Below are 21,733 nucleotides of genomic sequence, written 5' to 3' on the forward strand. Positions count from 1 at the left end.
TTTCCTCCTTACTTCTTGCCCGTCTTCTTGTCATCACCGGCGTGACCACGGAAAGTCCGCGTTGGTACGAATTCACCCAGCTTGTGGCCTACCATGTCTTCTTGTACGTAAACTGGCACGTGCTTACGACCATCGTAAACGGCGAAAGTGTAACCAATGAAGCTTGGGTAAATCGTGGAACGGCGTGACCAGGTCTTAATAACCGTCTTCTTTTCGTTATCCTTTTGTGCGTCAACCTTCTTCAACAGAGAAGCGTCGGCGAAAGGTCCCTTCTTTAAACTACGACCCATTGTTGTACCTCCTCTCGGGTAATTAGCTATTTGTTACTCATTAACGAGTGTGTGGACCACGCTTGCGACCACGAACGATGAACTTGTTCGAACGTGCCTTGTGTGAGCGAGTCTTCTTACCAACAGTCTTCTTACCCCATGGAGACAGAGGAGATGGCAAACCAACTGGAGCCTTACCTTCACCACCACCATGTGGGTGATCGTTAGGGTTCATTACAGAACCACGAACGTGTGGACGTTGACCTGCGTAACGAGTACGACCAGCCTTACCTTTGATGATCAGGGCATGTTCGTCGTTGCCGACAACACCGATCGTAGCACGGCAAGCAGCCAGAATCATCCGAACTTCACCAGAAGCCAGACGAACCAGAACGTACTTGTCACTTTCCTTACCAAGCAGCTGTGCAGAAGCACCGGCAGAACGAGCAATTTGACCACCCTTGCCTGGCTTCAGTTCGATGTTGTGAATAACAGTACCAACTGGAATGTTCTTCAATGGCAGTGCGTTACCAACCTTGATGTCGGCATCTGGACCGGATTGAACTTGCATACCAACCTTCAGGCCCTTAGGAGCCAGGATGTATGACTTAACACCATCTGCGTAAACCAGCAGAGCGATGTTAGCAGTACGGTTTGGATCGTATTCGATAGCCTTAACGGTTGCAGGAACGTTGTCCTTGATCCGCTTGAAGTCGATGATCCGGTATTGACGCTTCGTACCGCCACCACGGTGACGAACAGTCATATGACCGTAGTTGTTACGACCAGCGGTGTGCTTTAATGGTGCCAGCAAAGACTTTTCCGGGGTCGTCTTCGTGATTTCAGCGAAGTCGAATCCGGTCATATTACGGCGACCATTAGTGGTACCCTTGTATTTGCGAATTCCCACTGTGTTTTCCTCCTATCTAGAATTTATTCGTTGTCGTCACCGAACAGCTTGATTTCTTTAGAATCAGCTGACAGAGTAACGATGGCCTTGCGACGGCGCTTAGTGTAGCCAACGTAACGGCCTTGACGCTTCTTCTTGCCCTTCAGGTTCATGATGTTAACCTTAACGACCTTAACGTCAAAGATTTCTTCTACGGCGTTCTTAACTTGCGTCTTAGTAGCGCGCAAGTCAACGTCAAACGTGTAGCGCTTTTCGTCCATCACTGCAGTTGATGCTTCAGTGATAACTGGGCGCAAAATGATATCGCGTGCTTCCATTATGCGAGCACCTCCTCTACTTGAGAAAGGGCTGACTTCGTGATGACAATCTTTTGACTGTCAACGACGTTCAGAATGTTAACGCCAGCTGGAGTTACGACCGTGGTGTTAACCAGGTTGCGACCAGACAGAGCAGCGTTCTTGTCTTCGTCAGAAACAACGACCAGGACCTTTTCAGAAACCTTCAGGTTGTTCATAACGCCGGCAAATTCCTTCGTCTTTGGTGCGTCGAAGTTGATGGATTCAACTACAACAAACTTTTCATCAGCAACCTTTTGGGACAGAGCTGACTTGATAGCCAGTTGACGAACCTTGCGTGGCAGGTTGAAGTTGTATGAACGTGGAGTAGGTCCGAAGACGATACCACCACCACGGAATTGTGGTGCACGGATGGAGCCTTGACGAGCACGACCCGTACCCTTTTGACGCCATGGCTTCTTACCACCACCGCGAACTGCGGAGCGGTTCTTAACGGCGTGCGTACCTTGACGCATGGATGCGCGTTGACGCAGGATGGCTTCGTATTCAGCGTTTTCGTTTGGTTCAATACCAAAGATGTCTGCGTTCAATTCGATGGTGCCGTTTTGGCTACCGTCTTGCTTAAATAATGCAACGCTTGTCATTTACTTTCTTCCTCCCTTCTGATTAGTTGTGTTGCTTGCTCAGGCTCTTCTTAGTGTTGGCCTTCACAGAGTTCTTAATCGTAACGTAGGACTTGTTAGCACCTGGAACGTTACCCTTGATCAGCAGTACGTTGTTTTCCAGATCAACCTTTACAACCTTCAAGTGTTGCATGGTAACAGTGTTGCCACCCATGCGACCTGGCAATGCCTTACCCTTGAATACGTGGTTGATGATGGCACCCAACGAACCTGGACGACGGTGGTAACGAGAACCGTGAGCCATAGGGCCACGACGTTGGCCGTCCTTGTGGATGTTACCTTGGTAACCATGACCCTTAGTGATACCCGTTACATCAACAGTTTCGCCTTCCGCGAAAATGTCTGCCTTAACTTCGTCACCGACTTTAATGTCGTCCCCCAGTTCAGCGTCGCGGATTTCACCGATGAAGCGCTTAGGGGTCGTGTTTGCTTTTGCTGCATGACCTTGTTCGGGCTTGTTGCTTAAGATTTCGCGCTTGTCGTCAAAACCAAGTTGAACAGCACTGTAGCCGTCGTTTTCAACCGTCTTAACCTGCATAACAACGTTTGGCGTTACGTCGATTACCGTAACTGGAACCAATTCACCGTTGTCAGCGAAAACTTGCGTCATCCCGACCTTCTTGCCTAAGATTCCTTTGGTCATGAGTACACCTCCAATTTATTTGTTATTAGTTTTTTAATTACAGTTTAATTTCAATGTCAACGCCACTTGGCAGATCAAGTTTCATCAAGGAGTCAACCGTCTTAGGGGTTGGGTCGATGATGTCGATCAGGCGCTTGTGGGTACGCATTTCAAATTGTTCCCGAGACTTCTTGAACTTGTGTGGTGAACGAATCACCGTGTACAGAGTCCGTTCAGTTGGCAACGGAATTGGGCCTGAAACTTGAGCACCGGTCCGCTTAGCGGTGTTAACGATCTTGTCTGCGGATTCGTCAAGTACGCGGTGTTCGTAAGCCTTTAAACGAATGCGAATCTTTTGTTTTGCCATTTTATTCCCTCCTTCGTCAGATTTAAAATTTGACTAGCTCCGTGGAAATTACCGCCACGCCCTATGGCAAAGCGGCCGGGTGTGTCGCAACCTTCCACATCACAGCTTTCACTGTTTGGCTGAACCCCGGGGCCTTTAAAATCCCCGTTTCTAAGCTCAAGCACTTATCCATAATACTAAAGAATTGCCGTCGTATCAAGGTTTTTTTTGAATTAATTCTTGATGATTTAATTTGTAACATTCTTGAAAATTTTTTGACGCAGATGCGGCGCAAAAAAATCAGTCGAAATGTTTTTAAATTAACGGCAGCCAGTGAACGACTGAATGGCAACAGTCTGCCGAGTATTATCCCACGTCTTTTTAAGCTTGTCGAGTCTTTTCTCAAAAAAAGCTGAATATTTTTTATAAATCAATCTTCAATTTTGCTGATGCAAATCTGGTACGATCTATTTTTTATTATAGTAGAAAATAAAAAAGCTCGCCTGCATAACAGCAGACGAGCTTTGAAGCAAAGAACAAGATTAACTATTCTTTGCCGTTTTTCTTGATGATGTCTTCTTGCACGCTCTTTGGAACAGCAGAGTAGTGATCAAACGTCATCGTGAAGGTACCACGACCTTGCGTAGCAGAACGCAGAGCCGTTGCGTAACCAAACATTTCAGACAGTGGAACGAAGGAGTGGATTTCTTGAGCATTGCCACGTTCTTCCATACCATCGATCGTACCACGACGAGCAGTTACTTGACCCATAACGTCACCCATGTTGTCTTGAGGAACAACAATGTCAACCTTCATGATTGGTTCAAGAATAACTGGGTTAGCCTTCTTAGCAGCGTTCTTCAATGCCAGAGAAGCAGCAACCTTAAATGCGGCTTCAGAAGAGTCGACTTCGTGGTAGCTACCATCGTAGAGCTTAGCCTTCAAGTCAACCAGTGGGTAACCGGCCAGGACACCATTTTGCATAGCTTCCTTCAGACCTTGTTCAACGGCTGGAATGTATTCACGAGGAACGACACCACCGACAATGGCATCTTCGAATTCGAAACCGGCACCTTCTTCAAGCGGCGTAAATTCGATCCAAACGTCACCGTATTGACCCTTACCACCGGATTGACGAACGAACTTACCTTGTGCAGAGGCAGCCGTCGTAAATGCTTCACGGTAGGAAACTTGTGGCTTACCAACAGTAACTTCGGCGTGGAATTCACGACGCAGACGTTCAACGATGATGTCCAGGTGCAGCTCACCCATCCCGGCGATCAGAGTTTCACCAGTTTCAGGGTTAGTTTCAGCCTTGAAGGTAGGGTCTTCTTCAGCCAGCTTTTGCAGACCTTTGTCCATCTTGTCTTGGTCAGCCTTAGACTTAGGTTCAACAGAAACTTGGATAACTGGTTCTGGGAAGTCCATCGATTCCAGTTGCAATGGGTGATCTGGATCAGTCAGGGAGTCACCGGTAGTGGTGTTCTTCAGACCGATAGCAGCAGCAATGTCCCCAGAGAACACTTCTGGAATTTCGTGTTGTTGGTTGGAGTGCATTTGCAGCAGACGACCAACACGTTCACGCTTGCCCTTGGTTGCGTTCAGAACGTAGGAACCTGATTGCAGAGAACCAGTGTAGACACGCAGGAACGTCAAACGACCAACGAATGGGTCAGTAGCGATCTTAAATGCCAAAGCGGCAAATGGCTTGTCGTCACCGGCAGTCAGTTCAACCTTTTCACCATTTTCATCAGTTGCTTCGAATGGCTTAACATCCAGTGGAGATGGCAGGTAGTCGATAACGGCGTCCAGCATCATTTGGATACCCTTATCCTTGTAGGCCGAACCTGCCAGAACTGGGAACAGCTCTTCAGACAGAGTAGCCTTACGGATAGCAGCTTTGATTTCTTCAACAGAAAGTTCTTCACCGCCAAGGTACTTTTCCATGATGTTGTCATCAACGTCAGCCAGCGTTTCCAGCAGTGCATCGTGACGAGATTCAGCTTCGTCCTTCAGGTCAGCAGGGATTTCAACAGTATCCCAGTTCTTACCTTCAGCATCTTCATCATAAACGTAGGCAACCATCTTAACCAGGTCGATAACACCGATGAAGTCATCTTCAGCACCAATTGGCATTTGAATTGGCAGTGGCGTAACGTTCAGACGGTCCTTGATCGTTTGAACAGAGTAGTCAAAGTCGGCACCCATCTTGTCCATCTTGTTGGCAAAGACGATTCGAGGAACATCGAAGTCGTCAGCTTGACGCCAAACAGTTTCGGTTTGTGGTTCAACACCGGCTTGAGCGTCCAAAACCGTTACGGCACCATCAAGAACACGCAGCGAACGTTCAACTTCGACAGTGAAGTCAACGTGACCTGGGGTGTCGATGATGTTGATACGGTAGTCTTTCCAAACGGCCGTAGTGGCAGCGGACGTGATCGTGATACCACGTTCCTTTTCTTCATCCATCCAGTCCATTTGGGAAGCACCATCATGGGTTTCACCAATCTTGTGAATCTTACCAGTGTAGTAAAGAATCCGTTCAGTGGCCGTGGTCTTACCAGCATCGATGTGGGCCATGATCCCAATGTTACGGGTCTTTTCAAGAGGGTATTCACGTTTGTTAGCCATCTTAAAAGTTTTCTCCTTCCAGTTAAAAAAATCAATTTAAATTAGTTTTAGAAAAAGGGGTGACGTTCGATTAAATATCTGCGTCACCCCTCACATCATAGTCGACAGCTAAGCAGCTATCAACAATTGATGAAGCTTACCACCGGTAGTGAGCAAAAGCACGGTTGGCTTCGGCCATGCGGTGAGTATCTTCCTTCTTCTTGATTGAAGCACCAGTGTTGTTGGATGCATCAATGATTTCGCCTGCCAGACGTTCAACCATGGTGTGTTCACCACGAAGACGAGCGTATTGAACAATCCAACGCAGGCCCAGCGTTACTCGACGTTCTGGACGAACTTCGATTGGAACTTGGTAGTTGGAACCACCGATACGGCGTGCCTTAACTTCCAGAACTGGTTCAACGTTGTCCATAGCTTGTTGGAAAACTTCTACTGGATCGTTGCCAGTTTGTTCCTTGATGCGGTCAAAAGCAGCGTACAGAATCTTAGTAGCAGTACCCCGCTTACCGTCGATCATCAGGTGGTTGATCAGACTAGTAACCAGCTTTGAGTTGTAAATTGGATCTGGCAATACTTCTGGCTTTACAACATGTCCTTTACGTGGCATTGATTTACCCCTCCTTTAATTATTTCTTAGGCTTCTTGGCACCGTACTTGGAACGACCTTGCATACGGCCTTCCACACCGGCAGTATCAAGAGTACCACGGATGATGTGGTAACGAACCCCAGGAAGGTCCTTTACACGACCACCACGGATCAAAACAACTGAGTGTTCTTGAAGGTTGTGACCAACACCTGGAATATAGGCAGTAACTTCGATCAGGTTGGACAGACGAACACGAGCGTACTTCCGCAAAGCAGAGTTAGGCTTCTTAGGCGTCATCGTACCGACACGAGTTGCAACCCCACGCTTTTGTGGAGATGGTGCAGCGATTTCTTCCTTCTTGAAACTGTTGTAAACGTAACCCAGGGCAGGTGACTTTGACTTGCCCTTGTGGCTCTTACGGCCCTTACGTACCAATTGGTTAATGGTTGGCATGTAGTTATACCCCTTTCTTGTTTTTAAGTCCACACATCCAGGTGATTCTTTTTTGAGTATAAAAAAATTCCCGAATGCTATTCTTTTATGTGCCTTCGCCGACGCATGTCATCTGCCCCAACGACAGACACAATCCGTTGCTAAAAAAAGCACCTTAAATACCCTATCATGCATCCTCTAAAATGTCAACGGACAGTCGATTTTTCTTTTAGTGCTAAATTCAACTTTTTGCATATAGCAATATTAGAAAGGGGAAACTTAAAATGATTGTCTTAAAATTATTGGCTGCTGTCTGGGGCGCTTGTCTGGCTTCTTTCATCAATACAGTTATCTGGCGTCTGCTTAATCAGATCTCACTGTTTGATCCCCAAAGATCCTATTGTAATAGTTGCCACCAGCAGCTAACCTGGTGGCAGCTGATTCCGGTCATCGGCTGGCTGATTCAAAAAGGTCGGTGTCATTTTTGTCATGCATCTATCGGCTGTTACTCAACATTTAGTGAGCTCATAAATGGCTGGCTTTGGTATGAACTGTTTATCCTTGATCCTAAAATCATAACGGCATTATTGATACTGTCAACCAGCCTGCTGGTGTGTTCAGCAACCGATTATTTTGCCCAGTGGATCTGGCCAATCTGGCTAATTGGTCTGTTTAGTCTATTTTGGCTTTTAAATCAAAGATGGCAATGGCTGCGTTTGTCGGCGGCCATTGCCATCTTAGTCGGTTTATTGATTATGAGTTTTTTGACCAGTAACGGCATCGGCATTGGCGATATTGAGTTGATCTTTATCCTGCAGCTCTGTACTTCAATAAAATTTGTTGCCACTACCGTTTTAATTGCAGCTGGGCTGGGAATATTAAGCCTTCATTCTCGGTATCAGGCTTTGCCTTTTGTTCCCTACTTAAGCCTCGGTATCGTTATCACTTTGATATTAACACCGAGCTAGATCAACTTTGAATCTAATCATTGTCGCTATTGATAATCGTCATTTTTTTCGATTCGAACCGGAAAAATCTGATCACCAATCCGAGCAAGATACTCCAGGTTTTGAAAAAGTAAAAGCAGCCACGAAAACGATAGACCGAATTCCAACAGTTCAAAGGCAGTTAAAGAAAGATAGCTGGTAGCTTTAAATACCAACCAGTCAAGTGCCATGATGCCGCCAATAATATAGGAAATCTTTAAAAACTGTCTGGACAACCCTGGCATCAGCCACCTTAACAGGCCGATGATCAAAATCATAATATAAACCAGCCACATTGAGATCCGATCATGCAAGACGTGATATTGCGGATCATTTGGAAAACAGCCGATCCCACCTAAGCATGCTGCCTCAGCATACAGGAGAATTCGCAGGACCTTAACACCACGATCAGGATATTTTTTCTGCAGATTAAAGAACAGGTAATCAACTAAAGTCGCCATCAATAGGGCTGAAAAAATCAAGGTAATGTTAAATCGCCAATAGGTAGCATTCTGCTGCGTCCCCAAGTAGCTGAAATTATAGTGCCACCAGTCACGATTTGAATTGGTCAGCATTGAGAACAGCATTCCACCAATAATCATAATCATCATTGAATTGGTAATAATCGCTTCGGAAATCGTCATCGCCAGATTAAGCATTCCATAGGTGATTGCCGCAACAAATAAAAAGACGAATAAAGTTGAGGTGTAGATGTCAAAACTGGCCCCTGCAAACATCTTCTCCGCGAGCCAAAAAACAATCATGATCGAGATCGCCAAAATCGTTCCAAAAGCAATCAGCAGCGTCGGCAGATTTCGCCAATGCAGCTCCATCGCCGGCCCGCTGCGATGTCTTTTTTGTCTGATAAACGCAGTCGCAAAAGCCACGACGCCGCTAAACGTCCCAAGATAAAGTGACGCAAAGCCAATTGACCAGTTACCAGTTAATGAAATAACCCAATGATGATTGGACCAGCTAAGGCAGAAAAAGATAACTGCTGCCAGCACCGCGGGGATCAGATACCAGCGCATCATAATCTGAGGCAGCATTTCAACAGTGCGACTCGGCCGAATTGTCAATGTCTTATTGTCAACCATCAATACTAAAGAGGTATTTTTCTCCAGCTCTAGATTTTCTACTGCTTTGGCTGGTAAATCAATTCGATATTTTTTCATAGCAAATTCCCAAAAATAACAATGGGGCCCAGCATTTGGAATCAAACCAAATACTAGGCCCCACGAATAGCACTATTTAATCACAAAAGCTTTAGCCTACTTTTGCTTTTTCATTTCGGCTTCGATATCGCTGGTTGATTTCATTGGTGCATCGGCAGCTACAGCAACTTCTTTTGGCTTGATGTTGCGGTAGTTGCTCATACCAGTACCAGCAGGAATCAGCTTCCCGATAATAACGTTTTCCTTCAAACCAACCAGTGGATCGTTCTTGCCACGAATAGCAGCATCCGTCAAGACACGAGTTGTTTCTTGGAAGGAGGCTGCTGACAGGAAACTGTTGGTCTCCAAGGCAGCCTTGGTAATTCCCAAGATAACCGGACGTGACGTTGCCGGAATGTTGCCGGCAACCAACGTATCACGGTTGGCATCGCGGAATTGACTGATATCCATCAATTCACCTGGCAAAAGATCAGTATCACCAGGATCCATGACACGAACCTTGCGCATCATTTGGCGAATCATAATTTCAACGTGCTTGTCGAGCAGATCAATACCCTGCATCCGGTAAACCTTTTGAACTTCAGCCAACAGGTAGGTTTCCGTAGACAGAACGTCGCGAACGCGGATCAGTTCCTTAGGATCAATCGAACCTTCATTCAATTGCATCCCACGGTGAATGTAGTCGCCTTCTTCAACCTTAAGACGAGCCGTGATTGGCAGCGTGTAAGTCCGCGTGTCGTTCTCACCAGCAATCGTAACGTCTTTCGTTCGTTCAGCTGGGTTTTCTTCGATTGATTGAACTTCACCGGTAACTTCAGAAATCGTTGCCTTACCTTTAGGATTCCGTGCTTCCACGATTTCTTGCACACGAGGAAGACCTTGCGTGATATCGTCGTTGCCAGCAACCCCACCAGTGTGGAAGTTCCGCAGCGTCAATTGAGTACCTGGTTCACCGATTGATTGAGCAGCAACCGTACCAACGGCTTCACCGGCCTCAACCTTGTCGCCAGTAGCAGCGTTGCGACCGTAGCAGCGTTCGCAGACACCGTGTTCAGTGTTGCAAGTGAAGGCTGAGCGGATCGTTACCTTCTTAACTCCAGCATCAACGATCTTTTGAGCCATCTCTTCGTCAACCAAGACGTTCTTGTCACAGATCTTCTCGCCAGTTTCTGGATCAAAGACGGACTTCATCGTGTAACGACCCAGAATCCGATCGTAAAGCGGCTCGATCATTTCATTGCCTTCAGTAATTGCGGCAACATCCAGACCACGATCAGTACCACAGTCTTTTTCACGAACGACCACGTCTTGGGCAACATCAACCAGACGACGAGTCAAGTAACCTGAGTTGGCAGTCTTAAGGGCCGTATCAGTCATACCTTTACGAGCACCGTGAGATGACAAGAACATTTCCAGAACTGAAAGACCTTCACGGAAGTTTGAAAGGACTGGCAGTTCCATGATCTTACCGTTAGGAGCGGCCATCAGACCACGCATCCCGGCCAGCTGAGTAAAGTTGGAGATGTTACCACGAGCACCCGAGTCAGACATCATGTTGATTGGGTTGTGAATGTCCATGTGTTCAATCAGCTTGTTTTGAACTTCATCTTTAGCATCATTCCAAATGCCAATAACTCGTTCATAACGTTCATCATCAGTAATCAGACCACGACGGAACTGCTTGGTAACCAAAGCAACCTGCTTATGAGCATTTTCGATGATTGCCGGCTTTTCCTTCAAGTCAGTAATATCGGCAATCCCCACGGTAACACCAGAAATCGTGGATTCGTAGTAACCCAGATCCTTGATGCGGTCAAGGAATTGCGAGGTCTTGGTAACCTTGTACTTCTTGTAGACTTCGGCAATGATATCGGACAAGAAGCCCTTCTTAAATGGCGGAACCAGTGGCGCATTTTCCAAGTAGGCGTGAATATCTTCACCCTTATCCAGGAAGTACTTGTCAGGAACACCATTCAGCAGATTGTCATTGGTTGGCTCATTGATGTAGTAGTAGTCTTCTGGCATGATGCCGTTAAAGATCAGCTTACCAACACTGGTAACCATGATCTGACTGCGCTGTTCATCAGTAAATGGCTTCTTTGGCATTGAAGAAACCTGAACCCCAACCCGCGTCTGCAGGGCAACAAAGCCATCCTTGTAGGCCATGTAGGCTTCATTTGCATCCTTAAAGATCATGCCTTCGCCTTCACGAGCCTTATCTTCGGTCGTCATGTAGTAGTTACCGATAACCATATCTTGAGAAGGTGCCACGATTGGTTCACCGTCACGAGGCGACAGGATATGGTGAGCAGCCAGCATCAGCAGACGGGCTTCAGCTTGTGCCTCATCAGACAGCGGAACGTGAATAGCCATTTGGTCACCGTCAAAGTCGGCGTTGTAGGCGGCACAAACCAGTGGGTGCAGCCGCATTGCCTTACCAGATACCAATACCGGTTCAAAGGCTTGAATACCCAAACGGTGCAGAGTAGGTGCCCGGTTAAGCAGAACTGGGTGTTCACTGATAACGTCTTCCAAGACATCGAAGACCTTGTTGTCGCGCTTATCGATCAAGCGCTTAGCAGCCTTAACGTTGGTAGCCAGGCCCCGTTTGGTCAATTCATGCATGATAAATGGCTTGAACAGTTCCATTGCCATTGGTACTGGCAGCCCCATCTGGTTCATCTTCAGGTTAGGGCCAACATCGATAACCGAACGACCAGAGTAGTCAACACGCTTACCCAGCAGGTTTTGACGGAAACGCCCTTGCTTACCTTTCAACAGGTGCGACAGCGACTTCAATGGACGGTTACCAGGACCAGCAACCGGACGACCACGACGACCGTTATCGATCAGGGCATCAACAGCTTCCTGCAGCATCCGTTTTTCGTTTTGAACAATGATGCCAGGCGCGTTCAATTCCAACAGCCGCTTCAGACGATTGTTACGGTTGATAACCCGCCGGTACAGATCGTTCAAATCAGAAGTTGCGAAACGGCCACCTTCCAGTTGTACCATTGGCCGCAAATCAGGCGGCATAACTGGAATAACGTCCATAACCATCCATTCTGGCTTGTTGCCAGATTTTAAGAAGGCTTCCAGAATGTCCAGACGACGAACGGCGCGCGTCCGCTTTTGGCCAGTAGCTTCTTTCAAGACGGCTTTTAATTCGGTAGCTTCCTTTTCCAGGTCAACGTCAGCCAACAATTTTTGAATGGCTTCAGCACCCATTTCAGCAGTAAAGCGATCGCCGTACTCTTCCTTCTTTTCACGATATTCTGCTTCAGAGAGCAATTGTTTCTCTTCCAGTGGCGTGTCACCGGCATCCAAAACAACGTAAGAAGCAAAGTAGATAACTTCTTCCAGGGCACGTGGGCTCATGTCCAAGACCAGGCCCATTCGACTAGGGATACCCTTGAAGTACCAAATGTGAGAAACAGGGGCGGCCAGCTCAATGTGCCCCATCCGTTCGCGACGTACCTTGGAGCTGGTAACCTCAACTCCACAGCGGTCACAAACGCGGCCCTTGAAACGAATCCGCTTGTATTTGCCACAAGCACATTCGTAATCCTTGGTTGGACCAAAGATTCGTTCGTCAAACAGACCGTCTTTTTCCGGCTTCAGCGTCCGGTAGTTGATCGTTTCCGGCTTTTTAACTTCCCCGTACGACCAGCTGCGGATCTTTTGTGGTGAGGCCAGACCGATCTGCATGCTTTCAAATTTATTGACGTCAATCAAAGGATGATCCTCCTTATTTCAATTCAGGCAAACTAGTCTTGTTTTGCTTCGTCTTTGACTTCTTCGTGCTTGTCGCTGCCATCGCGAGCCAGCTTGCGGATGTCGGCCACGCCTTCATCCATGTTCTTGAGTTGAACTTCTTCGTTTTGACTGTCAAGCACCTTCATATCCAGACCAAGGGATTGCAGTTCCTTAACCAGCACGCGGAAGGATTCAGGAACACCTGGCTTTGGAATTGGGTCACCATTGATGATGGCTTCATAGGTGTTGACACGACCAACAACGTCATCAGACTTGTAAGTCAAGATTTCTTGCAGCGTGTAGGCAGCACCATAGGCTTCGAGGGCCCAGACTTCCATTTCACCGAAACGCTGACCACCAAATTGTGCCTTACCACCCAATGGCTGTTGCGTAACCAGTGAGTAAGGTCCAATTGAACGAGCGTGAATCTTGTCGTCAACCATGTGTGCCAGCTTCAGATAGTGCATGACACCAACGGAAACTCGTTGTTCAAATGGTTCACCCGTGCGGCCATCATAAAGAATCGTCTTGCCATCAGATGGCAGTCCGGCTTCCTTAACTGCTTCCCAAACGTCTTCATCGGTTGCCCCATCAAAGACTGGCGTAGCAATGTGGATACCCAGCTTGCGAGCAGCCATCCCCAGGTGCAGTTCGATAACCTGACCAATGTTCATACGGGAAGGCACACCCATTGGACTCAGCATGATATCGATTGGCGTACCATCTGGCATGTATGGCATGTCTTCTTCCGGTACCACGATTGAAACCGTACCCTTGTTACCGTGACGGCCGGCCATCTTGTCACCGACTTGGATCTTACGCTTTTGAGCAATGTAGACCCGAACCATCTTGTTGACACCAGGAGCCAGCTCATCACCGTTTTCACGCGTAAATACCTTAACGTCTTGAACGATACCGCCACCGCCGTGTGGTACCCGCAGCGACGTATCACGAACCTCACGCGACTTTTCACCAAAGATGGCGTGCAGCAGCCGTTCTTCAGCTGACAGCTCAGTCATTCCCTTTGGCGTAACCTTACCAACCAGAATGTCACCGTCGTTAACCTCAGCACCAACACGAATAACACCGGTTTCGTCCAGGTTCTTCAAGGCATCGGCACCAACGTTAGGGATCTCGCTGGTCATTTCTTCTGGTCCGAGCTTGGTTTCACGAGCTTCAGATTCATATGATTCGATATGAATTGAAGTGTAGACGTCTTCTTTAATCAAGCGTTCATTGATGGCAATGGCATCTTCAAAGTTGTAGCCTTGCCAAGTCATAAAGGCAATCAATGGGTTTTGACCCAGCGCCAGTTCACCTTGTTCCATTGATGGACCATCAGCCAAAACGTCATCAGCATCGATATGTTCACCGACCTTGACGATTGGACGCTGGTTGTAGTTCTTACCACCGTTGGAACGACGGAATTTCATCAGCTTGTAGGTGTCAAGCGTGCCGTCTTCTTCACGAACGCGAATTTCACGAGCATCGACGTATTCAACCGTACCAGCCTTCTTGGCAACCAAGGCAACCCCAGAGTCATGAGCGGCTTTGTATTCAATCCCAGTACCAATCAGCGGTGCATGAGGGTCGATCAAAGGAACCGCCTGACGCTGCATGTTGGCACCCATCAAGGCACGGTTGGAGTCATCGTTTTCCAAGAAAGGAATACATGCTGAGGCAACGGAAACAACCTGCTTAGGCGAGATATCCATGTAGTCGACGTTTTCAGGAGTCGTTTCAACATAGTCATCCTTATGCCGGCACATGATTTCTTCATCAGCAAATGAGCCGTCATCATTAAGTTTGGTGTTAGCCTGAGCAATGATGTAGTTATCTTCTTCATCGGCAGTCAGATAGTCGATCTTGTCGGTAACCTTGTGCGTATCCCATGAAACACGGTGGTATGGCGTTTCGATAAAGCCATATTCATTGATCCGAGCATAGGATGACAGTGAGTTGATCAGACCGATGTTAGGACCTTCAGGCGTTTCAATTGGGCACATCCGGCCGTAGTGAGTATAGTGAACGTCACGAACTTCATAGCCGGCCCGGTCACGAGTCAAACCACCAGGACCAAGGGCAGACAGACGCCGCTTGTGGGAAAGTTCGCCCAGTGGGTTGGTTTGGTCCATGAACTGAGAAAGCTGTGAAGAACCAAAGAATTCCTTAATTGAGGCAACTACTGGCCGAATGTTGATCAGCTGCTGTGGCGTAACCGTGTTAACGTCTTGAATCGACATCCGTTCACGAACCACACGTTCCATCCGAGCCAAGCCGATCCGGAATTGGTTCTGCAGCAGCTCACCTACGGAACGAATCCGCCGGTTACCCAAGTGGTCGATGTCATCAGTTGTGCCAATGCCTTCTTGCAGGTTGAAGAAGTAGTTGATGGACGCAATGATGTCGGCTGGCTGAATGTGCTTAAGCTCCAAAGGAATGTGACCGTTGGCTACGATAGGCACAACGCGGTCAGGATCGTTCTTGGAGTAAACCAGGATCTTTTGCAGCTTAACCGGTGCCGTAACAACAGCTTCATCAGATGGCGTATAGGTAACCATCTTGAAGTCATCGTTGTCCAGGGCCGGTTCCAAAGTCTTCAATACTTCTTTGGTAACTACATCACCCTTGTTAGCCAGGATTTCGCCAGTTTCCGGATCAGCCAGCGTTTCAGCCAGCGTTTGACCCAGCAGCCGGTACTTCATCATCAGTTTCTTGTTGGTCTTGTAACGGCCAACTGGTGCCATATCGTAGCGCTTTGGATCAAAGAAGCGAGCCGTCAGCAGATTCCGTGCTGAGTCAGCCGTCTTAGGCTCACCTGGACGCAAGCGTTCGTAGATGTCCTTTAAGGCTTCTTCAACTCGTGAGTCTTCAGGGTTCTTGTGCACGTCTTTATCAATCGTAGCAGACAGGCCTTCACTGTTGCCACCCAGCATGTCAATGATCTCATCGTCAGAGCCAAAGCCCAGCGCACGCACCATTTCAGTCAAAGGCAGCTTCCGTGTCCGGTCAACCCGTACGTAAGAGATGCCCTTCGCATCGGTTTCGTATTCCAGCCAGGCACCACGGTTGGGAATAAAAGTAGCGCCATAGCTTGGCCGGCCGTTTTTGTCATCTTCTTCATTGTAGTAAACGCCAGGTGAACGAACCAGTTGAGAAACGATTACTCGTTCCGCACCATTGATAATAAAGGTACCTTGGTCCGTCATCAGTGGGAAGTCGCCGAAGAACACGTCTTGGGACTTGATTTCGCCAGTTTCGTGGTTCGTCAAGCGCAGGGTAACGTGCAGCGGTGCAGAGTAGTTTGCATCGTGTTCCCGGGCTTCATCAACCGTATACTTAGGTTCAAGCAGTTGGTAGTCGACGAATTCCAGCGACAGTTTGCCTTGGAAGTCATCGATTGGCATGATGTCGTTAAACATTTCCCGCAGACCTTTTTCCATAAACCAGTTATAGGAATCGGTCTGGATTTCAATCAAGTTAGGCAGGTCCAGTACTTCCTTGATACGGGAGTAACTGCGACGCGTACGGTGCTTACCGTATTTTACTAAATGTCCGGCCAAACTATTCACCTCTCAAATTTGTTGGGCAAGTTCATTCAAATTTGTAATATTACATTTTGATTACAAATCATCAAAATTCCTGCTTTTGGGCAAAAAAAATCCAAAAACAGCTAGGTGCTGTCTTTGGTTTTTATAAAGAATCCCATGGACAAGAGATCACGGAACTCAAATGAACTCGCAATTACATACACCAGTTATCATACGCGTTTGCAAATTCATTGTCAATATTTAGTTTTTATTTTTCACTGGCCGTTGCCGGAACCGTCAGGCCGCGCAAAATGCAGCTCAAAATCAGTTTGGTACGCTGCTCTTCAGAGATGGCATGGCCGCCAATTGGTTGAAATGATTTAAAGATCGGCGACAGATCAGCAATAAACAACTCCGCCGCTTCTTTAGGCAACAGATCCGGCCGCAGATGCACTTCAGGAAGTTTAAAAAAATCAGCAATCGGTTCAAGGTAATCCATTGTAAACAGCATGTCCAGTTTGCGCTGAGCACTTTCGGAAAGCTCTCTTTTGGCTTCTTGATACTGATCGTAAACGTTGAGCGGATGATGTTTTCTCAATACTTCAGTAATTCCATACAGTCGTTCTTCTGGATCAATCTGCTGCTTGCGCATAACCTTGTTGATATCCTGGCGAACCTTACCGCATAGATTGGTCAAAACAGCCAGGTATAAAACTTCCTTATCATTAAAATGGTGGTACAAAGCTGGCTGAGTGATGCCGATCTGCTTGGCAATATCTCTGGTGGAGGCACCAGAAAAGCCTTTTTGCAAAAACAGTGTCGTAGCGGTTTTCAAAATTGCTTGGCGAGTTTTTGCCAATTGTTCTGCTCGTTTCATGTTCTATCGATTCTCCCTTATCGGTTTCCCATATTAGTCAAAAATAATTCTCACACGAAAACCCAGTTCTTGCAAGCTTGGGTTACCAATTCGCCAAAAATAAAAGTCATTAAATCTCATTTCATTAAATGATGATTCAATGACTAATAAAATTTATCTATCAGGTTATTTATCGAAACCAACAGAATTTTAAGGTAGCGCAATCAATTCAGGCTTGGCATCCCCGCGCTTGTCCTTTAGCGTAATCTTGCCCTGATGCGAACCAATCACGACTTCATCACCAGTTTGGACTGCCCCGGCCAGCAATGCCTCGCTCAATGGATCCTCAACCAGATTCTGCAGTGAGCGCCGCAATGGTCGTGCTCCATATTCAGGATCATAGCCGGCTTTGGCAATCACATCAATTGCACCTGGCGTAAAGCGTACCTTGATATCACGTTCAGCCATCCGTTGTTTTACCTTGTCAGCCAGGAGCTTAACGATCTGATGCAGCTCTTTTTGATTCAAAGAGTGGAAGATGATCGTTTCATCAATCCGATTTAGAAATTCTGGCCGGAAGTGCAGTTTCAGCTGCTGCTTAATGGCGGCTGACATGGCCTGATAATCCGCCGTCATGTCGGCAGCCCCAAAGCCAACCGTTTTTTCATCCTGCAGCTGGGTGGCCCCAAGATTAGAAGTCATAATCAAGATCGTATTGCGGAAATCAACGCGCCGACCTTTTGAATCCGTCAGATAGCCATCGTCCAGTACCTGCAGCAACAAGTTAAATACGTCGGGGTGCGCTTTCTCGGCTTCATCAAGCAGCACGACGCTATATGGATGCTGACGAACCTTTTCCGTCAACTGACCGCCCTCATCATAGCCGACATAGCCAGGAGCCGCCCCAATCAAACGACTGACGCTGTATTTTTCCATATACTCAGACATATCAACACGGATCATATTGTTTTCAGAGCCAAACATTGCTTCAGCCAGGGCCTTAGCCAGTTCAGTCTTCCCGACGCCGGTTGGCCCCAGAAACATAAATGAGCCAATTGGCCGATTAGGATCCTTAAGACCACTGCGCGCTCGACGAATTGAACGGGCAATTGCCGAAACCGCCTCATCCTGACCAATCACGCGCTGATGCAGGACTCGTTCCAGATTGATCAGCCGTTCGCTTTCCGTCTTCTGCAGCTGGGTCAGCGGCACCCCCGTCCACTCAGCCACCACTTTAGCAATGTCTTCGCCGGTAACGTGCAGCTGATACTGATCAGCCTGCTTTCGTCGCTGCTCTTCTTCTTGCGTCAGCCGCGCCTTGATGGTCAGTTCAGCCTGCCTGAGCTGGGCCGCGCGATCAAAGTCCTGCTGTTCAATGGCCTGTTCTTTTTCCTCGCCTAATTTGCGCAGCTGAGCCTGTTCGTTTGCCAGTGGTGAGGACTGTTCTTCAGCTTCGATGCGCACCATGGCCGCTGCCTCGTCCATCAAATCAATGGCCTTATCTGGCAGAAAACGGCTCGTCAAATAACGCGTTGACAGCTTAACGGCAGCTTCCAAGGCTTCATCATCGATTTTGACGTGATGATGCTCTTCATATTTGGGCCGCAATCCTTTTAGAATCGCCAGCGCATCCTCAGCAGTCGGCTCTTCAACTTGAACCGTTGCAAAGCGCCGTTCCAAAGCTGCGTCTGATTCAATGTATTTTTGATACTCATCCAGTGTCGTTGCGCCAATCGTCTGCAGTTCACCACGGGCCAGCGCTGGCTTTAAGATATTTGAGGCATCAATTGCCCCTTCTGCACCACCAGCTCCAACCAGAGTGTGCAGCTCATCGATAAAAAGAATCACATGGCCGTCATGATAGATTTCATTGATGATTTTTTTCAAGCGGTCCTCAAACTCACCGCGATACTTGGTGCCCGCAACCAGCGACCCCATATTCAGCATCATCAGTCGCTTATCAGCCAGTTCTTCAGGAACCCGACCAGCTACGATCCGTTCGGCCAGTCCTTCTGCGATCGCGGTTTTGCCGACCCCTGGCTCACCAATCAGCACCGGATTGTTTTTAGTCCGACGACTGAGGATCTGAACTACCCGCTTGATTTCACGATCGCGGCCAACTACAGGATCCATGCCATCACTGCGCGCAATCTGTGTCAGATCACGAGCCAGCTTGTCTAACGTTGGCGTTCCCTGAACCTCACCATCGCTGCCATCATTTTCACCAGGACGTCGCCGTGGTGCCCGCCGCTGCTGATTTTCAGCAATTCCTAGGCGCCGCAGCAAAATCCGACGCGCCTGTTTGGGATTAACGTCCAGATTGCTTAAGATTCGTGATGATAGAATTGCATCATCACTCAGCAGGGCTAACAGCAGATGCTCGGTGCCAATTTGAGGGGCCTGCAGACGCTGGGCCATCTGCTTAGCCAACAATAAAATACTGCGCAGCTTGGGCGAATCAGGCAGATAGGTATCGCGATCAGCCTCTTGCATCGTACCATAACCGGTTAGGCTTTCGATTTCTTCGCGAATATCATCGCTGGTGACGTTAAACTGATTCAAGACACGGCCCGCAATACTATTAGAAACCATGCTCAACGCCAGCAGCAGATGCTCGGTACCCACGGCCTGATGCTTAAAGTAGTGTGCCTGTTCTTGAGCAATTTGCAAAACGTTTTGCGCGCTTCGGGTGTATGAATTATTGTCCATTAAATCACCGTCTCTTTCTCTCTTAGCTTTCAAAACGCAGCCGGTTCAACAGTGAAGTCAAAACCCGGGCCCGCAGCTGATTTTCTTTAACTCGACTATCCAGTTTCAAGGTTTGTTTGGCGACCATCACCATCATTAAATCGCCTTCTCGCCGTGTAATAACTTTTTCTTCATATAAAGTTCGAATCACGTCAAAGGCATCTCGTTCACTGATTGAGTCGCCAATTGCATTGATCAGCATGTCCAAGACATCGACATCATCCAATAGATTGATGCGTTCAATGCGGATATAGCCGCCACCGCCACGTTTACTTTGAACCAGGTAGCCATTTTGCAGGGTGAAGCGAGTTTTAATTACATAATTGATCTGTGATGGTACCACATCGAAATGGTTGGCCACTTCTGAACGACGTATCTCGATCTGCTCTGAGTTGCCAAGAATCTCTTTAAGATAGGCTTCAATAATATCTGAAATACTGCGGTCTTCCAAAATTTCGCCCCCTCTTTCTTTATCTGACTAATGTTGACCTTCATTTTATCATATATATCCATAAAATTCCGATTTTAAATTAAAAAAACTCATCGCTGCAAAAACAACGATGAGCCTTAAATTTTAGATTGCTAAGATCAGCTTGCCTTAGCCGTTATTCAATTATTTGTTGTGTACAAAGTCAACGACGTTCCGGCCAACCACTTTGTTGTCCTTAAGTTCTTGAATCATGTCGTTGATTTCTTCCAGCTTGCGGGTCTTGACGATTGGGTGAACCTTGCCTTCAGCACCGAATTGGAAACATTCAGCCAGGTCTTGACGAGTACCAACCAGTGAACCAGCAACAACGATCCCATCCAGAACCGTCTTGGCGATGTTCAGCTGCATGTCACCCTTTGGCAGAGCAACGGCAACCAGCTTGCCATCTGGACGCAGGGAACCAACAGCTTGGTCAAAGGCAGCTGGCGTAACGGCCGTAACAACAGCTGCATGAACGCCGCCAACCTTTTCTTGGATCTGTTCGTCAACATTGCCGTCATGACGGTTGATCAGAACTTCAGCGCCTTCCTTCTTGGCAGCTTCCAGTTTGTCAGGGTTACCATCAACGGCAACAACGTGAGCACCAAATACGTTGTGGGCAAATTGAATCCCCAGGTTACCCAGACCACCAGCACCAACGATTGATACCCATTGACCTGGCTTGATGCCGGAAACCTTCAGTGCCTTGTACATCGTAACGCCGGCACAGGTCAGAGAAGTTGCCTCAACTGGGTCCAGGCCTTCTGGTACTTTAACTGCATAGTCAGCAGGAACGATGCATTGTTGAGCCATAGCGCCATCAGCAGTGTAGCCAGCGTTCAAAACGTTGCGGCAAAGCGTTTCACGACCCGTCAGACAGTACTCACAATGGCCACAGCCCTTAAAGAACCAAGCAATTGATACTCGGTCGCCAACTTTCAGGCTGGTAACGCCAGGAGCAACCTTAGATACGCGGCCAACACCTTCGTGACCAATAATCGTACCAGGCTTCTTGCCAAAATCGCCGGCAGCAACGTGCAGGTCAGTGTGGCAAAGACCACAGTATTCCATGTCGACCAGCGCTTCACCTGGCTTCAGATCACGCAGCGTAACGTCCTTAACGTCCACGAAGCCATCACAATTTTCACGAATAACAGCAGCTTTCATAGAGCAAAATCTCCTTTGCAATCATTAGATTTCCTTTACAGCCCCTATCTTAGCAGATTCATATCGATTTGGAAAGTGAACGTTTGCACATTTATCCTAGACCACTGAATTTAAAAAACGGTTTCCTACCGATGTAAAGGGCTTCACAGCCATCTAAAGCACTTTCAAAATTATTTTTAGCTTGTGCAGATTTAAACTTATCAAAAATAAGTGAAGGCTTTCATTGTTTGGATAGCTCACGCCTGATTAAAATGCTAATTTTGATTTTTT

17 protein-coding genes are annotated in these 21,733 nt (G+C 47.5%); 1 reads left to right on the plus strand and 16 read right to left on the minus strand.

Annotated features, from left to right (window positions below; all coding sequences use genetic code 11):
- Positions 1-8 precede the first annotated feature (8 nt).
- The 9 genes from rpsS to rpsL all read right to left on the minus strand — a co-directional run bounded on the left by rpsS (position 9) and on the right by rpsL (position 6,797).
- Complete coding sequence (gene rpsS / locus H0G69_RS08690; protein ID WP_033934651.1) at positions 9-290, minus strand: 30S ribosomal protein S19; 282 nt, start codon at positions 288-290, stop codon at positions 9-11.
- Positions 291-330: 40 nt separating this feature from the next.
- On the minus strand, positions 331-1,179 hold the full coding sequence (rplB, locus tag H0G69_RS08695) for a 50S ribosomal protein L2 (RefSeq protein ID WP_033934652.1): 849 nt from the start codon (positions 1,177-1,179) through the stop codon (positions 331-333).
- A 23-nt stretch (positions 1,180-1,202) separates the two neighbouring features.
- Positions 1,203-1,496: a 50S ribosomal protein L23 gene (gene rplW / locus H0G69_RS08700; protein WP_006500620.1), complete on the minus strand. Its 294-nt coding sequence runs from the start codon at positions 1,494-1,496 to the stop codon at positions 1,203-1,205.
- A complete protein-coding gene (gene rplD, locus H0G69_RS08705) occupies positions 1,496-2,119 on the minus strand; it encodes a 50S ribosomal protein L4 (protein ID WP_033934653.1) in 624 nt (207 codons plus the stop codon). The genes rplW and rplD overlap by 1 nt, the downstream gene beginning before the upstream one ends.
- A gap of 22 nt (positions 2,120-2,141) precedes the next feature.
- Positions 2,142-2,801: a 50S ribosomal protein L3 gene (gene rplC, locus H0G69_RS08710; RefSeq protein WP_006500623.1), complete on the minus strand. Its 660-nt coding sequence runs from the start codon at positions 2,799-2,801 to the stop codon at positions 2,142-2,144.
- 37 nt (positions 2,802-2,838) lie between these two features.
- The gene (rpsJ, locus tag H0G69_RS08715) at positions 2,839-3,147 is read right to left on the minus strand and encodes a 30S ribosomal protein S10 (RefSeq protein WP_033934655.1); all 309 of its coding nucleotides are present in this window, start codon (positions 3,145-3,147) and stop codon (positions 2,839-2,841) included.
- 525 nt (positions 3,148-3,672) lie between these two features.
- Positions 3,673-5,757, minus strand: a complete 2,085-nt coding sequence (gene fusA, locus H0G69_RS08720) for an elongation factor G (protein WP_033934656.1) — start codon at positions 5,755-5,757, stop codon at positions 3,673-3,675.
- A 136-nt stretch (positions 5,758-5,893) separates the two neighbouring features.
- Positions 5,894-6,364 carry a 30S ribosomal protein S7 gene (gene rpsG, locus H0G69_RS08725; protein ID WP_006500626.1) on the minus strand — a complete coding sequence of 157 codons (471 nt, stop codon included), beginning with the start codon at positions 6,362-6,364 and terminating at the stop codon, positions 5,894-5,896.
- Positions 6,365-6,383: 19 nt separating this feature from the next.
- The gene (gene rpsL / locus H0G69_RS08730; protein ID WP_006500627.1) at positions 6,384-6,797 is read right to left on the minus strand and encodes a 30S ribosomal protein S12; all 414 of its coding nucleotides are present in this window, start codon (positions 6,795-6,797) and stop codon (positions 6,384-6,386) included.
- A gap of 263 nt (positions 6,798-7,060) precedes the next feature.
- Between rpsL and H0G69_RS08735 the strand changes: the two genes are divergently transcribed.
- Positions 7,061-7,744 (plus strand): prepilin peptidase, encoded by a 684-nt coding sequence (locus H0G69_RS08735; RefSeq protein ID WP_180304715.1) that lies wholly within the window; start codon positions 7,061-7,063, stop codon positions 7,742-7,744.
- Positions 7,745-7,770: 26 nt separating this feature from the next.
- Here H0G69_RS08735 and H0G69_RS08740 read toward each other — a convergent pair whose 3' ends face one another.
- The 7 genes from H0G69_RS08740 to adhP all read right to left on the minus strand — a co-directional run bounded on the left by H0G69_RS08740 (position 7,771) and on the right by adhP (position 21,463).
- Positions 7,771-8,937, minus strand: coding sequence for an ABC transporter permease (locus H0G69_RS08740; protein ID WP_180304716.1), 1,167 nt, complete (start codon positions 8,935-8,937; stop codon positions 7,771-7,773).
- 96 nt (positions 8,938-9,033) lie between these two features.
- Complete coding sequence (rpoC, locus tag H0G69_RS08745; RefSeq protein ID WP_180304717.1) at positions 9,034-12,672, minus strand: DNA-directed RNA polymerase subunit beta'; 3,639 nt, start codon at positions 12,670-12,672, stop codon at positions 9,034-9,036.
- 32 nt (positions 12,673-12,704) lie between these two features.
- Positions 12,705-16,265, minus strand: coding sequence for a DNA-directed RNA polymerase subunit beta (rpoB, locus tag H0G69_RS08750; protein ID WP_180304718.1), 3,561 nt, complete (start codon positions 16,263-16,265; stop codon positions 12,705-12,707).
- A gap of 226 nt (positions 16,266-16,491) precedes the next feature.
- The gene (locus tag H0G69_RS08755; RefSeq protein ID WP_006500633.1) at positions 16,492-17,100 is read right to left on the minus strand and encodes a TetR/AcrR family transcriptional regulator; all 609 of its coding nucleotides are present in this window, start codon (positions 17,098-17,100) and stop codon (positions 16,492-16,494) included.
- Between the two features lie 189 nt (positions 17,101-17,289).
- Positions 17,290-19,788, minus strand: coding sequence for an ATP-dependent Clp protease ATP-binding subunit (locus H0G69_RS08760; RefSeq protein ID WP_180304719.1), 2,499 nt, complete (start codon positions 19,786-19,788; stop codon positions 17,290-17,292).
- 22 nt (positions 19,789-19,810) lie between these two features.
- Positions 19,811-20,278 carry a CtsR family transcriptional regulator gene (locus H0G69_RS08765; protein ID WP_006500635.1) on the minus strand — a complete coding sequence of 156 codons (468 nt, stop codon included), beginning with the start codon at positions 20,276-20,278 and terminating at the stop codon, positions 19,811-19,813.
- Positions 20,279-20,440: 162 nt separating this feature from the next.
- Positions 20,441-21,463, minus strand: a complete 1,023-nt coding sequence (gene adhP, locus H0G69_RS08770; protein WP_006500636.1) for an alcohol dehydrogenase AdhP — start codon at positions 21,461-21,463, stop codon at positions 20,441-20,443.
- Positions 21,464-21,733 lie beyond the last annotated feature (270 nt).

The organism is Limosilactobacillus mucosae (assembly GCF_013423865.1).
Classification (GTDB): Bacteria; Bacillota; Bacilli; order Lactobacillales; family Lactobacillaceae; genus Limosilactobacillus; species Limosilactobacillus mucosae.

Coding starts and splice junctions, on each gene's coding strand:
- rpsS (WP_033934651.1), bottom strand. CDS start 290: ATGGGTCGTAGTTTAAAGAAGGGACCTTTCGCCGACGCTTCTCTGTTG.
- rplW (WP_006500620.1), bottom strand. CDS start 1,496: ATGGAAGCACGCGATATCATTTTGCGCCCAGTTATCACTGAAGCATCA.
- rplD (WP_033934653.1), bottom strand. CDS start 2,119: ATGACAAGCGTTGCATTATTTAAGCAAGACGGTAGCCAAAACGGCACC.
- rplC (WP_006500623.1), bottom strand. CDS start 2,801: ATGACCAAAGGAATCTTAGGCAAGAAGGTCGGGATGACGCAAGTTTTC.
- rpsJ (WP_033934655.1), bottom strand. CDS start 3,147: ATGGCAAAACAAAAGATTCGCATTCGTTTAAAGGCTTACGAACACCGC.
- fusA (WP_033934656.1), bottom strand. CDS start 5,757: ATGGCTAACAAACGTGAATACCCTCTTGAAAAGACCCGTAACATTGGG.
- rpsG (WP_006500626.1), bottom strand. CDS start 6,364: ATGCCACGTAAAGGACATGTTGTAAAGCCAGAAGTATTGCCAGATCCA.
- rpsL (WP_006500627.1), bottom strand. CDS start 6,797: ATGCCAACCATTAACCAATTGGTACGTAAGGGCCGTAAGAGCCACAAG.
- H0G69_RS08735 (WP_180304715.1), top strand. CDS start 7,061: ATGATTGTCTTAAAATTATTGGCTGCTGTCTGGGGCGCTTGTCTGGCT.
- H0G69_RS08740 (WP_180304716.1), bottom strand. CDS start 8,937: ATGAAAAAATATCGAATTGATTTACCAGCCAAAGCAGTAGAAAATCTA.
- H0G69_RS08755 (WP_006500633.1), bottom strand. CDS start 17,100: ATGAAACGAGCAGAACAATTGGCAAAAACTCGCCAAGCAATTTTGAAA.
- H0G69_RS08760 (WP_180304719.1), bottom strand. CDS start 19,788: ATGGACAATAATTCATACACCCGAAGCGCGCAAAACGTTTTGCAAATT.
- adhP (WP_006500636.1), bottom strand. CDS start 21,463: ATGAAAGCTGCTGTTATTCGTGAAAATTGTGATGGCTTCGTGGACGTT.